Here is a 13,836-nt window from a genome sequence, read left to right on the forward strand (position 1 = left end):
AATTTGAGGAAGAGTTAAACCCTATTAAATACCACCTATTAAATCTTAAGAGTGGAAATAATTAGATCAGTTTATTATCCGATCATTATCAACTAAGGTTATGGAATGTAGCCAAATAATTTTTCGATCTAAAAAACTTTATTCCTGAAATTAGTGAATAATTAACATTGTTAGTTTTTAGTACTAATTCATAGACTTTTTAGTCTTATCCATTAAATCTCCCTAGAAAACCTATTTATGACGTTTGATCCTTTAAAAGATGGGAAAAGTCGCATTGAGCTTGTCAGTTCGATGGGTACCGATTTAGATGTGGTCAATGATGCCAGAGCTAGTTTTGAGAAATCTTCGACTGAATTAACCGATAAAGATACCAAGCTGATTAATTATTTGATTAAGCATCATCATACCAGCCCATTTCGAGGAGTAGTATTCAAATTCAAAGTTAAAGCCCCCCTTTATGTGTGCAGACAATGGTGGAAGCACACTGTCGCCTCTAATCATAATGATGAGCAGCTGGGTTGGAATGAAAAAAGTTTTCGCTATGTGGCTGCTACAGATGAGGAGGATTTTTATATTCCTCAAGTATTTAGACAACAATCGGAGAGTAACAGACAAGCAAGCGGAGGAAAACTGCCTTCGGATTTAAATCAACAGGCGATCGCTATCTATGAACGGCAATGTCAAGCTAGTTATGCTACATATCGAGAGCTTCTAAACTTAGGAGTATCACGGGAACAAGCAAGGGGCGTGTTAATACCTAGTGTCTATACTTCTTGGGTTTGGACTGTATCTTTGCAATCGGTTCTTCACTTTGTGGGATTGCGATCAGGGGAAGGTGCTCAATCAGAAATTGGTGCCTATGCCCAAGCGATCGCCCAGTTAATTGCCCCAATCGTTCCAGAAACAATCAAAGCATGGCAGTCTTCTAATTCCCAGTTTTAACTGCCTAATTTTAATAGTTAGCTCATTTCTAACATTCTCTGGATCGGGCGCAGTGCTGCTAAGCGAGTTGATTCATTTAAAGTAATTTCAGGGGTACGGTTTTTCATTGCCAAATATAGTTTTTCTAGGGTATTTAGGCGCATGTGCGGACATTGATTGCAGGCACAGTCATGCTCTGGTGGGGCTGGAATTAAAATTTTGCTAGGGGCAGCTTTTTGCATTTGGTGAATAATGCCAGATTCAGTCACAACTATAAATGTAGAGGATTCATGATTCTGCACATATTTCAGTAGGGCTGTAGTTGAGCCAATAAAGTCAGCGTGCCTAAGCACAGAGGTTTCACATTCAGGGTGAGCTATGACTTGAGAATTTTGGTAAATTTGCTTTAATTCCACCAACTTGCGTTCTGAAAATATTTCATGCACCATGCAGCTACCCTGCCACAGTAATAAGTCCCTTCCTGTTTGTTCCATGACATACCTGCCCAGATTGCGATCAGGAGCAAAGATAATAGGCTGATCCTTGGGAATTTGGTTAATAATCTTGACTGAGTTAGCACTGGTACAGATGATGTCGCTCATTGCCTTAATTTCCGCAGTGCAGTTGATATAAGACACAACTAAGTGATCGGGATGGGCAGCCTTAAATGCAGCAAATTCCTTGGGTGGACAACTATCGGCTAAGGAGCAACCTGCCTGCATATCGGGAATTAAAACCTGTTTATGGGGATTTAAAATTTTGGCTGTTTCTGCCATGAAGTGTACTCCTAAAAATACAATCACATCGGCATCGGTTTTGGCAGCCATCTGGGATAAGCCCAGGGAATCACCTAAGTAGTCGGCAACATCCTGTAAATCAGCATCTTGATAATAGTGCGCCAAGATTATGGCATTCATTTCTTGCTTTAGGGCAGCGATCTCCTTGAATAGATCAAGCGGAATTTTTGGTGTTGTTTTTAGTTTAGTTAAAGTTGCAAACATAGCGACCTCGGAGAAATTATAAGGTTTCTTAGGTGGATAAGGTACGGTACAAAATCAATTTCTTAAGTTCAGAAATATGCCAGAATGCCTGATCGATTTGTTTTAACCGTCTTAATAGTAGGATTAATTATTATTTTATATTAAATTATAGTAAAAATCACCAAAAATACAAAGAAAATATTTATGAGCCTTTGATTTCGGCAAATTTGTTCCTAAGCTTGATTCCTGCATCAACAAAAAAAGATAGCTACCTGTATTAGCAGCCATCAACATTTCTACCTAACCTTTGGGTGCAACCAACTAAATACTTAATTTATTAAATCCAATCGACTTCGGAGTTTTTGCTTACTTACGCATCTGAAGGCGTTGCAGGAGTCTAGCAAGTGGTTCTGCCAAATTTGTGTAATCCTTAGCTAATCTTGCTTGAATTTGGGTGAGGCGATCGACCTCAATGATTATATCTGTAGGATATTTTTCTAAAAACTCAATTACAGAGATTTTATTATCATCGGCAAGGGAGGCAATAATGGCAGCCTTGATCGCTTCTACTGAGGCTGAGTCAGTACCCGGCGGGCGTAATGCTTGTCCTAGGTCCTGTAATAACAATTCAATCAGATAAGAATTTAAGAATTTATCAACCACCACAAGGTTTAGATCGTACTGCTTAATATCAATGGTTACCCCCAAATAGCCCCGCACTAGGTTGGGATCAAGTTTAGCCGTTGCCAAAAGCCCAGATAGAAGGTCTGATTGTTCACCAGTATTAACCAATTTTCTCAGATCGGCTACTGGTAGCGATCTTTCCCCTCCAGAGGCTCGGAAAGATATTTGCTCAGCCGCATTAGCATTAGGTAAGTAAGAAAATATTCCTATACAGATAGAAAATAGAACTTGAGAAAGTGCAGTTTTAATTGAGGGCGATCGCATAGATGTAATTATAGAGATTGATAGAAGTGAATAGGGATGTTTTATCTGCCAGACGGACCAGGGAGCCTAATTCCCTCAGTTGCTGCTCTATATACCTCTACTGTAGAGGAAAAGTCAATGGGTAATACAGCTACTACATTCTCATCGGGACGAGGAATTATGACCCAACCCTCTAATACCCCACCGTGGGCAGTTTCAACCGCAGCAACTCCAGATTCCATAGCTGTTTTGACTTCGGAGACATCACCGCGAATCATTACACAAAATCTAGCACTACCACACCTGAGATAGCCAACTAATGTCACTCTTCCTGCTTTGACCATAGCATCGGCGGCGGCTAAAACCCCGGGAAAGCCTCTAGTTTCCAGTGCGCCTACTGCTTGTTGTGGTGCCATTTTAATTGATCTCCTAATTTTTTCTGAATTTATGTTGTTGAAATAGAATGAAATTAAATGAATTTGATTGAACTAGATTTGGGAATGGGGAGCTAGCTAGGATAGAACTCTTATTTAATTTATTTAATCATCCCAAGAATATGTAACGTCTCGTATTGCTATTTTTAATGATTAATATTTTTGTTAGTAATTTTATTGGTGATTTTGCTGATAATTTTTTAAATGGAATTACTGAAATGGGGCTGAAACTGCGGTGTAATCGATGGGTAAAACCGTAACCACATTATCGGCGGGATTTGGCACAATATAATGAGCAAACAGCTTACCATTATGGACATTTTTTTCTACCGCTTCTACCCCTGCTTCTACGGCTGCCCTAACTTCAGCAATGGTGCCTCGAATTGTGACTGTAAATTGTCCATTTTCCGAAGGTTCATAGCTAACTAATGTAACTTTGCCACTTTTGACCATAGCATCAGCCGCCGCCAATATGCCCGGAAATCCAATTGTTTCAATTACGCCTACTGCTAATGCCACAGAAAGTCTCCACGATTATTCAATTTAAATCTATTCGATCAGCTTTTCAATTTTAGGAGGCTAATGACCATAATTCAAGTTCTGCCCAGTGAAGTAGTAAATTTAATTGCGGCGGGGGAAGTAATTGATTCGTTGGGAGCAGTGGTTAGGGAGTTAGTGGAAAATGCGATCGATGCCCAAGCTACACGCATTTACATTACGGTTTGGACTGAAAGTTTAAGTATTCAAGTTAGGGATAATGGGCATGGGATGAGCCCAGGTGATTTAGAGCAAGCTGCCACCGCCCACACTACCAGTAAAATTCATACTAAATCTGACTTACGCCAAATTCAAAGCTTAGGCTTTAGGGGTGAGGCTTTACATAGTCTGGCACAGCTATCCGATTTACAGATATGTAGTCGAGTTTCCGAACTAGAGGCGGGTTGGCAAGTAAGTTATGACAGCTTTGGTAATGCTATTGCTTCTAAAAATATTGCGATCGCCCTCGGCACCATTGTGACAGCCCGTCATATTTTCCAGAATCATCCCGCTCGCTTAGATGGCTTACCTAGTATTTCTCAACAGTTACGCAAACTTCAATTACTCGTCTCAGAAATGGCGATCGCCCATCCCCAGATCACATGGCAAGCTACCCTAGATCAAAAACACTGGTTCACGATTTGGGCGGGAGCAAATGCTCAGGATATTTTGCCGCAGGTTGTGAAGTCTATCCGTGCCGAGGATTTAGTGCATGGTAGCGCAGGAGATACAACTATCACGATGGGCTTACCCAATCGCACCTCTCGCCACCGTCCAGACTGGGTAAGAGTGGCAATTAATGGCAGATTTATTCAGATTCCTGAACTAGAACAAACTATTATCTCGGCTTTTAGTCGCACTCTACCCCGCCACCGCTATCCAGTATGTATTGCCCATTTATGGGTTAATCCAAGCAAAATTGATTGGAACCGTAGCCCTGCTAAAAATGAGGTGTATTTACATGACCTTAAGGATTGGCAAGATCAAGTTACTAATTTAATTACTAAACTCCTCAAATCTCCTGAACCAAGGGTATCTGCGGCGGTAAATCAACTGCTGCGCACGGCTGAAAGTAATACCAACTATCAGGCTAATGTTTCCCATACCTCTCAACTTAAGGTTTTGGCACAGGTACATAACACCTATATTTTGGCAGAGCGCTCAAGTGGTCTATGTTTGATTGAACAACATGTTGCCCATGAACGGGTACTATTTGAAAATTTAGAAACTCAGTGGGAAATCATACCCCTTGCATCCGCCATGATTGTTAAAAACCTATCGGATTTGGCAGTAGAAAGGCTAAGAGCTATTGGCATAGATATAGAAGAATTTGGAACGGTGTGGGTGGTGCGATCGCTGCCAAAGATTTTAATTGAGTCTTTTCCAGATATAGATAATCAATCAGGCGATCGGGAAGAAGTATTAATTGAATTAGGCTCGCAGGATATATCCCAAGCTAAAGCCACAGCTGCCTGCCGTAGTGCCATCCGCAATGGTACCAGCCTTGATTTGCCAGTCATGCAAGACCTTGTAAATAAATGGGAGCAAACTCGTAATCCCCATACCTGCCCCCACGGTCGCCCAATTTGTTTGGCTTTAGAGTCTACCGATCTAGCTCGATTCTTTCGGCGTAACTGGATCGTGGGGAACTAAGCTTGCATTTGAACTTCAAGGAAGTAGATAAATGTAGAGATCGCCCTTAATTGACTGGGCTAACTATCAGCAGTCCCAATTATACAGAACCCCTGAAAAATCCAAATTCTTCAGAGCAGAAGCCTTAATCCAAAAGTTACCTACACCAATGTCACCCCACTCAATCGAAATCTTTTCCAGTTCACCTGGATCAAAGTCAATCTGGAACAGCAAGACGTATGGCTCCTCATTCTCTGGCAAATTCTTTCTAAAATCGTCTTGAGTAAAGTTAGGATAACCGCCGAGCCGATGCCCGCTTACAAACCTCTCTTGATACTCATTATAAAGCGCGCGATTATTTGCCTGAAACACATCCCAGATTTCATTCCCAATCAACTTCTCAAATTGATAATCACAGCTAGAAATTGGTGCAGCTTTGAGGGTAAAACTGAGAGTAAAACAATCATTTCGATGAGGGGTATACGAAGAGAAAACATAAAAGGGTATCAAGTCTTTATCGTAGTCCCATAGCGTAGGCAGAAAATCGAAATCTGTAACGAGATTATTTTCGTTTAAATCTAGTTCTGGAAAGTAGAGAACCCGAAATTTGGATTGTCTCGTAGGATTTTCAAAATCTAGACCATACATTCCATCTTTGGCAATGTAAAACTGGAGGATTCCTGTTGTCGGAAACCCTGCTAAATGTGGAACTTCATCAAAGTTGATTTGTGCGAGTAAATAGAGGTATTCGCCTTCTGGCGTTGTAGGATATTCAAGGTTTTTAGGTAAATATGGAAACCCTGCAAACTTGCTTTGCCAGAGCGTTGCTTCTCTAGTAAATCGTGTTTGAATATCGATGTACGATTTAATTGTTGGTTCGAGCTTGCTTCTGAATCTTTCTAAACTAGTCGGGAGATCAAGATCGACCATATTTTTAGTACTCGCAATAATTTCACATACGGCACTTATCTCAGAGAACCAAGACTAAGAAGTTTAACGTTTGATTAGACTGGGACTTTTTGTATAGTATCTCAATTTTAGGTGAATAGCAGGAGAACTTCAGCATAATCACCCTATGGAAATCTGCATTGATTTACTTACTAAAATTGATTTACTTACTAAAGTTCAAAAATTTTGTCATCTGGATTAACTACTTACTTTCTCTCTAAAGCAATGAATTATGATGATGGATTTTTAAGATTTACCCCATTTATTGAGAATATTATTGATTTCAACTTTATAAAAGGCTTAAGATAAACATCAATGTAGTCTTTTATCTCGATACTTACTAGAAAAAACCCCCGATTATTATTGAGTTCGGGGACTTGGTTGACTAAGCAAATGTAAATAAAATTTAGTGAGTTAATCCTCAGCAGGCTTGGCAATATCACCCACCTTGAACCCCTTACCGTTTAAGACCTTACCCACAGATGAGCCACTATCCACTTCTGTCAGTTGAACTCGACCAATGCGAGATGTTTGTCTTCTCAGAACTTTACCTGTGGCTGGGTCTTTAATTTCTTTAGTGACTCGTTCTACGGAAACAATCATGCCTGGCTTGAAACCATCCTGTCCACCCTTATTAAATGTTAAAGAATTACCACTGACATCCGCCACCACAGCCGTAACATTAGGTAAAACTGACGGTAATGCTGACACTCTGCTAGAGGCAGAAGCTAACTGAGTCACGATCTGTTGTACGGCTTTTTCACTGGCTGAACTCAATAACTTGTCTGTATTACTGGTAGCAGAACCCGCAGTTCCTAAACCACTGATTACGGTAGAAGTATCACTTTGTTCTTCGGTACCAGCCCCATCGGCGGCAACAATAATTTCACCCGTAGTAGTACCAACCATTCTTGCAGCTAATTTTACCTCTGCCACATTTTTAGTAGTAGCACTGCCAAATCCAAATAAACTTCCACCTGAGGTATTGGTCTCTAGGTTAAAGCGGTTAACAGAGCCAATAATTAAAATATCTGCACCTAATGCTCGACCAATTTGTGCGGCGGTGGTTGCTTCTATTCTGCCCGATGCCCCCAAATTTTGCTCTTTGAGAATTTCTTGAATCCTGCTGCGCTCAATTACGATGTATGTACCATCTTTGACAAGGCTATTAGTAATGAGGTCACTGATCCCTTTGGCGGGACCACCTGCACCAAATAAACTGTATCCCGCCCCAGTTAGTCCAGTACTGGCAAACTCAAAGTCTAAAACTGCCACTCGCTTTTTGGTTTTAACTTGAAGTTGCTCTACCCCTTGGGCATAGGTAGCGGCGGGTAAAGCTATAGTATTGGCACTAATTAGTCCCAGAATTGCTAAAGAGACGGTTAACCCATTGGCAATTTTCACCTGACTTGCTCCTCAAAATTATTTTAAGTACTAACATATCATTCTTCAGTTAACAGTTGATCCAACAGACTTTGGCTCAAATATAGATAATGGATGATATTGCGATCGCTAAAATGCTCAGGGTTAACTAACTATTTTGATAAACTGTCATAATTTTAAACCCAAGATCAGTTCAAGATTTCCTAAGCCTGTTTTCAGTATTTCTATGACTCCCAAGCTCCAAGCCAGATTAGATAGCTACTATCAGGAGGTGTCGGCGGTAATCCTTGCTCGGCAAAACCCCATTACAGGACTATTACCTGCCAGTACTGCTATCAATGCCCACGGTAATTACACCGATGCTTGGGTGCGAGACAATGTTTATAGTATTTTGGCAGTTTGGGGCTTGGCTTTGGCATATCGGAAATTAGATAGTGATCGCGGGCGCACTTATGAGCTAGAACAAAGTGTAGTTAAGCTAATGCGGGGCTTACTATTTGCCATGATGCAGCAGGCACAAAAAGTCGAAAAATTTAAAGTGACCCAAGCTCCCCTCGATGCCCTTCATGCTAAATACAGCACTGCCACGGCTGCCACTGTAGTTGGCGATGATCAATGGGGACATTTACAACTGGATGCTACATCTCTGTATGTATTGATGTTGGCACAGATGACTGCTTCAGGCTTGGCTATTATTTTTACCATTGATGAAGTTAACTTTATTCAAAATTTAGTCTATTACATTGGGCGTGCCTACCGTACCCCCGACTATGGCATCTGGGAACGGGGCAATAAGGCAAATCATGGTAAACCTGAACTCAATGCTAGTTCTGTGGGGATGGCGAAGGCAGCTTTAGAGGCGATCAATGGACTAGATTTATTTGGAGTTAGGGGCAGTCAAGCATCGGTAATTCACGTTTTACTAGATGAAATTGCTCGGACTAGAACGACTTTGCGATCGCTTTTACCAAGAGAATCCAGTTCCAAGGAAGTAGATGGGGCATTATTAAGTGTAATTGGCTATCCCGCCTTTGCTGTGGAGGATCAAGCTTTAGTGGATCGCACCCGCAACAAGGTGATTTCCAAGCTGGAAGGCAAATACGGCTGTAAAAGATTCCTGCGGGATGGACACCAAACCGTCATTGAAGATGCTAAGCGTTTGCACTATGAGCCGTGGGAACTAAAGCAATTTGAGCATTTGGAATGTGAGTGGCCCCTGTTCTTTACCTATTTAATGTTAGATGCGTTATTTAGAGGCGATCGCTCCGAAGCAGAGGCATACTTTCAAAAACTTCAACCTCTGTTAATCGAAAAAGATGGCTATCAGTTATTACCCGAACTATTCTTTGTTCCCAGTGCCAATATAGAAGCAGAACGGCAGCAACCCCAAAGTCAACCCCGTCTCCCTAATGCTAATCTCCCCTTGGTGTGGGCGCAGAGTTTGTATCTATTGGGGAAATTATTACGAGAAGACCTGCTAGCGATCGGAGATATTGATCCCCTCGGACGACATTTACAAATTACTAACTATCGCCTGCCTGTGGTGCAAATTGCGCTCTTAGCTGAGGATAAAAATTTACAATCCGAACTTGCTACCTATGGGATTGAAACTCAAACGCCCAATCAAATTGCCCCAATTCAAGTCCGACAAGCGGAAGATTTATCTAAAATTTATTATCACATTGGACGCAACGATAAACTCCAACTTACGGGCAGACCAATTCGGCGACTTCGGAGTCTGACTACTTCAAGGATGTTTCGGATTCGAGGGGAGGCGATCGCTTTCTTGCCATCGTTTTTAGATCAAGCACAGTTTTATCTCACCCTTGACTATCATTTTTTAGTTTCCCAAATTAAAGGGGAATTAGTCTACATCCAAAGGCACTGGCACCATCGGGGGCGACCAACCATGACTTTGCTGCTAACCCATCGCATGTTTGAAACCGAAGGCAAAGAAGCAGCGATCGCCCAATCGCCATTTCTCCAACTCCTAAAGGAACTGCAAAACGGCACCTGTAATGGGGTAACTATTAAGTTAGGTGGACTGCATCAACTGCTGATCACTGCTGCCACAGAACGCATTGACTTTATCCATGATTTCCAGTTTTCGGAGTCAGCTTTAACAGAAACGCCGCCCATTTCTGAATATTTGCAAACGGATATTAATGCCAGCTATCCCTTATCCCATACCCAAGAATTCCTATTGGAATCAGAGCGAGATGTATCCCAATTATTATTACGCTTGCAAGCATCAAGGAACCTATATGAACAAATAGATTTACTGGAAACCCTAACCCAACTGCGAGGACAGGAATTTGATACCAGATTACATGGCGAATATTTAGCGATCGCTGATCTATTAAATGAAGTCTATGCTAAGGCAGGAAAGTGGCGGTTATGGACAATTATTCGGCGGGCTGCGGGTTTAATGGGTAAAACTGATATTGGTTTGGGTGACGCTGTTACTAGTATTTTGATTCAAGGCAAACAAATTGCCGTAGGGAAATCCTATAGTGAAGCATCTTTGATTACTGACCCCATCCCCTCGGCGGAAGTAATGGCAAAAATTGAAGAATTCCGTAGTGCTGATATTAGAGAGCGATCGCTGACCCAAGAAATTATTATCTATCTCAGTGTGTTAATTAAAGCTGAACCTGAGCTATGTGATGGCTTACTCACCCTCCGAGTTGGCTACTTAATTCTGCTAATTACCAGCGAGCTAGCACAGGAATTAAAAGTTACCCAAGACGAGGCATACGAACATCTGATGGGGCTGAGTCCTTTTGCGGTTAAAAGCCGATTGCGTCAAGTGCTAGTGGGCTATGATAACCTTAACCAAACTTTATTTCGCCAAGAATCCCTGCAAGTAAATCTGCAACAAGAGATTAAATGGGTAATTCCCACAGATATTAATTTATCCCAAACAGATCAACTCCAAGATCAACATCAGGATCAAGATCAAACTGAACAATCCTATTGGTTGCAACAACGCCAGCGTGATGGGGGACTTAATCGTGTTCCGAAAGGTTTTTATCCTCAAGTCTGGCAGGTAATGCAGCATTGTAAGGGTATTGTGATTGGGGATAAGCTCGATCGCCGCAATCGCCTAGATAGTGACATAATTTTGGCAGAAATGACCGCAGGAGAGAAAAACTTTGCCCTTCGGATTGAGCATCTATTGAATAAAATCCAAGCTCCTGAATATCGTCAAGTTAATACGGAGGCATTGATTGAATTAGCAGCAATCGCCACCCAAAATCCCGACCTACAAATAGATGACTATATCGTATTGGATGTGTTAATTGGTCACGCTGTGCGCTTGGCTTGGTTAGATCAAAACTGTAATGAATGTCAAAACTATGATCTGCACAAAGGATTAGCTTGGCGATCGTTTTATGAAACCTCACCTAGTGTATGTGCCACCTACATTGCTAAGGCTCTAAGATTCCTGATGGAACTAGCTCCTAAAATGGTTACAGTTAACTCTTAAATCTAAACACAGTTATTCAGCTATTGCTCTTGCCCCTATCCCAATTCCCAACTCATAATCAGGATGATAATTAAAAACATCTTTGTGCAGTATTTGGCGTATGGTCTGCAATTTTATAACTTTGACGTTTGCTTATAACTACTGTGGCTTAGGCGAATTACTTATATTTTGACAACCGATCGCATAACCAGAATAATAAGTCTGATCCCGCTTACCAAAAAGCTGGTACCGATTATCCCTAACTTGTTCGTAGGTGCGATCACCCAACCATTTAACTCCGGGGATCAACCGATATGCTGTTACAAAAGCATTACCTAGGGGTAATAATCTCCCGATTTCTTCTGCTGCCGCACTTCCCTGCCATTGGGTTTGGGGTGGATTGGGATCAATTAAAATCATGCCCATGTTATAGTCGACTGCTGTAATTCCTAACTGCTCTAAAGTTACCTGATTCTGCATCGGCGCATATTCAAACTGGAAACCTTGATCAATTTTTTCGAGAACTTTGACTAAATTCACACAGAGATTACAGTTACCGTCATAAATTACTTGCTTTTTAACTTGTTTGTTCTGGTTTGCGTTCATAGCGAATTTCTACCACTGTATGCACATTTCCCCGTGGGCTAAAGTCTCCCTTAATATGTACCCGAATTGGATCACTAGCTTTGACAAAATCATCGAGGATTTGATTTACTACCGCTTCATGGGCGATAGTGCGATCGCGATAGCTATTGATATAGAGCTTGATCGCTTTAAGTTCAACCAGTAATTGATTAGGCACATAACTTAAGTAAATGGTGGCAAAGTCAGGATAGCCAGAAAATGGGCATTTGCAGGTAAATTCGGGCAAGGTAATATGCACATCATACTCTCGGTCGGGACGGGGATTGGGAAATGTAGTTAGGCTATTTAAGGAGATCGCCCGTTCTCCATACATTTCGATTTCAATAGCTGAGGTCATAGGTAGATTTGTTAGATTTATTAATAGATCGATATTTAATATTTATTTACATTTTAGCGATAAGTACCAACCTTAAAGGATTTTTAAGAGAGACGAAAAAAAGGAGATAGATAAATTTCTACCCCCACTATTCGCATTAAAAATCTATGACTTTTTGATGAATAAACTAGCTGAATAAATTAGCTAACCTTGCCGTAGAAAATACCACGGATAATTACTTCCTTAGGTTCAATCGCACCTAAATCGGTACCAGAGTTCTGCTCAGTTTCAAAGGTTCCGGCAATTTCCCCAGTGATACTATCAATCTTAGAAATTTGCAAAGACAATTTACCCTTACTAGTAGAGTCATCTTTAGTACTCTTCTCAAACTGATCACGCTTGGCAGGTAAAGCCTCCGCCGCATCATAGCCAATTGCTAAGCCACGACCCTTGGGATCGATAAAGTTGGCACCACGATAGGTAGGAATATCAGTTTCACCCTCAAAGTCTGTAGAGGTAGTGATCCCGCCTAATCCGGGTTGAGTTGTAGCAGTATAGCCCTTGATGCTAAATAGAATTGCTACTCTTTCCCCACCGGGCATTTGTACAGTAATTGGTTGGTAATCTAGTCCTTCTTTTTCTTCTAGCTTGAGGCTGCCATCGGGTAGAGCCGTAACTAATGCTTTAACATAGTCGATACTAGAAGTAGCACGAGTAACCAATTTACTGGCGACAAATTCTGGTTTTTTGCGTTTGTTGGCACTTTCTTCTTTCACAAAGAAACTGGTTGGTTGCAGGCACATTTCTGTAATTTGGACAGTCTTCCCAGTGTCAATGGGGATAATACCACGACCACGGGATGACCCCAATACATCGGGACATTGGTTAGCTAATCCAGTACCTCTAATTTGATCGTAGGTCATAGTTCGATCTACAGCAGCGATTGCTCGATCAGAGAAAGGTACCAATGTAAAAACCAAGCTGACACAGACAGCTAAAATAGATTTAATAGTTGATTTGATTAAAGTACGATTTAAAGTGCGATAGCCCATAATTAACCTTTTAACTCATGATTTAACTAATTTATTTGAAACACCAGAGAATCTTGCTATAGACTAAGCTTAGTATCCTCAATCAATAGTGATAGTAAAATTCCAATCATCATATTAACTTGCAGGAGGGTATTTCTTTTGGAGCAAATTGATCAAAGTGTTTCTTTAAGTTTAGACAATATAGAAGCATTATCTACACAAATAAAATTGTTAGCTTTACAGTCTCAGCATGATCCCTTAGAACTTCTACGGATTCTGAGAATTTTGGAGCAACTACACCTAGAGATTTGTAACGATATATTTCAGCCCGCCTTACCCACAAGTCGTCATGCCCTATTTGATTTTCTAAGAGACCTAGAATCTAATGGAGGTTGGCCCCACATCTATCGGCGTAACCTTGCCCAGGTATTTGATCGCCTTGAATTTTTGTTATCTGATCAGGTGATCCACAATGCAGATAATGATCTTAGTAGATGATGATCCCCTAACAATAAAGAAATTTATTGCGAATATAAAAAAATCATTAAGCGATCCCCAGTTGCGTACCTTTTCAGGCACAATAAAAATCAATAAATCGAGACCAGCTTATATA

13 protein-coding genes are annotated in these 13,836 nt (G+C 41.0%); 4 read left to right on the top strand and 9 right to left on the bottom strand.

The window, feature by feature from the left end; genetic code table 11:
- The first annotated feature begins 237 nt into the window (after positions 1 to 237).
- Positions 238 to 942 carry an FAD-dependent thymidylate synthase gene (thyX, locus tag SYN7502_RS01925; RefSeq protein WP_015167216.1) on the top strand — a complete coding sequence of 235 codons (705 nt, stop codon included), beginning with the start codon at positions 238 to 240 and terminating at the stop codon, positions 940 to 942.
- Positions 943 to 959: 17 nt separating this feature from the next.
- On the opposite strand, the gene nadA is transcribed toward thyX, so the two are convergent.
- From nadA to SYN7502_RS01945, 4 genes are all read right to left on the bottom strand, one after another.
- Positions 960 to 1,922 (bottom strand): quinolinate synthase NadA, encoded by a 963-nt coding sequence (nadA, locus tag SYN7502_RS01930; RefSeq protein WP_015167217.1) that lies wholly within the window; start codon positions 1,920 to 1,922, stop codon positions 960 to 962.
- Positions 1,923 to 2,267: 345 nt separating this feature from the next.
- Positions 2,268 to 2,849: an alpha/beta hydrolase gene (locus tag SYN7502_RS01935; RefSeq protein WP_015167218.1), complete on the bottom strand. Its 582-nt coding sequence runs from the start codon at positions 2,847 to 2,849 to the stop codon at positions 2,268 to 2,270.
- A 41-nt stretch (positions 2,850 to 2,890) separates the two neighbouring features.
- The gene (locus tag SYN7502_RS01940) at positions 2,891 to 3,244 is read right to left on the bottom strand and encodes a carbon dioxide-concentrating mechanism protein CcmK (protein WP_015167219.1); all 354 of its coding nucleotides are present in this window, start codon (positions 3,242 to 3,244) and stop codon (positions 2,891 to 2,893) included.
- 228 nt (positions 3,245 to 3,472) lie between these two features.
- The gene (locus SYN7502_RS01945; RefSeq protein ID WP_015167220.1) at positions 3,473 to 3,781 is read right to left on the bottom strand and encodes a carbon dioxide-concentrating mechanism protein CcmK; all 309 of its coding nucleotides are present in this window, start codon (positions 3,779 to 3,781) and stop codon (positions 3,473 to 3,475) included.
- A gap of 63 nt (positions 3,782 to 3,844) precedes the next feature.
- Between SYN7502_RS01945 and mutL the strand changes: the two genes are divergently transcribed.
- Positions 3,845 to 5,452 carry a DNA mismatch repair endonuclease MutL gene (gene mutL, locus SYN7502_RS01950; RefSeq protein ID WP_015167221.1) on the top strand — a complete coding sequence of 536 codons (1,608 nt, stop codon included), beginning with the start codon at positions 3,845 to 3,847 and terminating at the stop codon, positions 5,450 to 5,452.
- Between the two features lie 66 nt (positions 5,453 to 5,518).
- Here mutL and SYN7502_RS01955 read toward each other — a convergent pair whose 3' ends face one another.
- Positions 5,519 to 6,361, bottom strand: a complete 843-nt coding sequence (locus SYN7502_RS01955) for a YwqG family protein (RefSeq protein ID WP_015167222.1) — start codon at positions 6,359 to 6,361, stop codon at positions 5,519 to 5,521.
- Positions 6,362 to 6,793: 432 nt separating this feature from the next.
- A complete protein-coding gene (locus SYN7502_RS01960) occupies positions 6,794 to 7,783 on the bottom strand; it encodes a CsgG/HfaB family protein (protein WP_015167223.1) in 990 nt (329 codons plus the stop codon).
- A 205-nt stretch (positions 7,784 to 7,988) separates the two neighbouring features.
- On the opposite strand from SYN7502_RS01960, the gene SYN7502_RS01965 reads away from it, so the two are divergent.
- Positions 7,989 to 11,252: a glycoside hydrolase family 15 protein gene (locus SYN7502_RS01965; protein WP_015167224.1), complete on the top strand. Its 3,264-nt coding sequence runs from the start codon at positions 7,989 to 7,991 to the stop codon at positions 11,250 to 11,252.
- 138 nt (positions 11,253 to 11,390) lie between these two features.
- Here SYN7502_RS01965 and SYN7502_RS01970 read toward each other — a convergent pair whose 3' ends face one another.
- The 3 genes from SYN7502_RS01970 to psbO form a co-directional block, all read right to left on the bottom strand.
- Positions 11,391 to 11,837 (bottom strand): thiol-disulfide oxidoreductase DCC family protein, encoded by a 447-nt coding sequence (locus tag SYN7502_RS01970; RefSeq protein WP_015167225.1) that lies wholly within the window; start codon positions 11,835 to 11,837, stop codon positions 11,391 to 11,393.
- A complete protein-coding gene (gene queF / locus SYN7502_RS01975; protein WP_015167226.1) occupies positions 11,809 to 12,213 on the bottom strand; it encodes a preQ(1) synthase in 405 nt (134 codons plus the stop codon). The genes SYN7502_RS01970 and queF overlap by 29 nt, the downstream gene beginning before the upstream one ends.
- Before the next feature lie 179 nt (positions 12,214 to 12,392).
- Positions 12,393 to 13,244 carry a photosystem II manganese-stabilizing polypeptide gene (gene psbO, locus SYN7502_RS01980; protein ID WP_015167227.1) on the bottom strand — a complete coding sequence of 284 codons (852 nt, stop codon included), beginning with the start codon at positions 13,242 to 13,244 and terminating at the stop codon, positions 12,393 to 12,395.
- A gap of 138 nt (positions 13,245 to 13,382) precedes the next feature.
- Between psbO and SYN7502_RS01985 the strand changes: the two genes are divergently transcribed.
- Entirely contained in the window at positions 13,383 to 13,721 is a 339-nt protein-coding gene (locus SYN7502_RS01985; protein ID WP_015167228.1) for a hypothetical protein, read from the top strand.
- Positions 13,722 to 13,836: the final 115 nt, after the last annotated feature.

The sequence above is a fragment of the Synechococcus sp. PCC 7502 genome, assembly GCF_000317085.1.
Classification (GTDB): domain Bacteria; phylum Cyanobacteriota; class Cyanobacteriia; order Pseudanabaenales; family Pseudanabaenaceae; genus PCC-7502.

Bases quoted from the DNA above. Each gene is read 5' to 3' on its own strand.
- thyX (WP_015167216.1), top strand. From the start codon at position 238: ATGACGTTTGATCCTTTAAAAGATGGGAAAAGTCGCATTGAGCTTGTC.
- SYN7502_RS01965 (WP_015167224.1), top strand. From the start codon at position 7,989: ATGACTCCCAAGCTCCAAGCCAGATTAGATAGCTACTATCAGGAGGTG.
- SYN7502_RS01955 (WP_015167222.1), bottom strand. From the start codon at position 6,361: ATGGTCGATCTTGATCTCCCGACTAGTTTAGAAAGATTCAGAAGCAAG.
- SYN7502_RS01940 (WP_015167219.1), bottom strand. From the start codon at position 3,244: ATGGCACCACAACAAGCAGTAGGCGCACTGGAAACTAGAGGCTTTCCC.
- nadA (WP_015167217.1), bottom strand. From the start codon at position 1,922: ATGTTTGCAACTTTAACTAAACTAAAAACAACACCAAAAATTCCGCTT.
- mutL (WP_015167221.1), top strand. From the start codon at position 3,845: ATGACCATAATTCAAGTTCTGCCCAGTGAAGTAGTAAATTTAATTGCG.
- SYN7502_RS01935 (WP_015167218.1), bottom strand. From the start codon at position 2,849: ATGCGATCGCCCTCAATTAAAACTGCACTTTCTCAAGTTCTATTTTCT.
- SYN7502_RS01970 (WP_015167225.1), bottom strand. From the start codon at position 11,837: ATGAACGCAAACCAGAACAAACAAGTTAAAAAGCAAGTAATTTATGAC.
- queF (WP_015167226.1), bottom strand. From the start codon at position 12,213: ATGACCTCAGCTATTGAAATCGAAATGTATGGAGAACGGGCGATCTCC.
- psbO (WP_015167227.1), bottom strand. From the start codon at position 13,244: ATGGGCTATCGCACTTTAAATCGTACTTTAATCAAATCAACTATTAAA.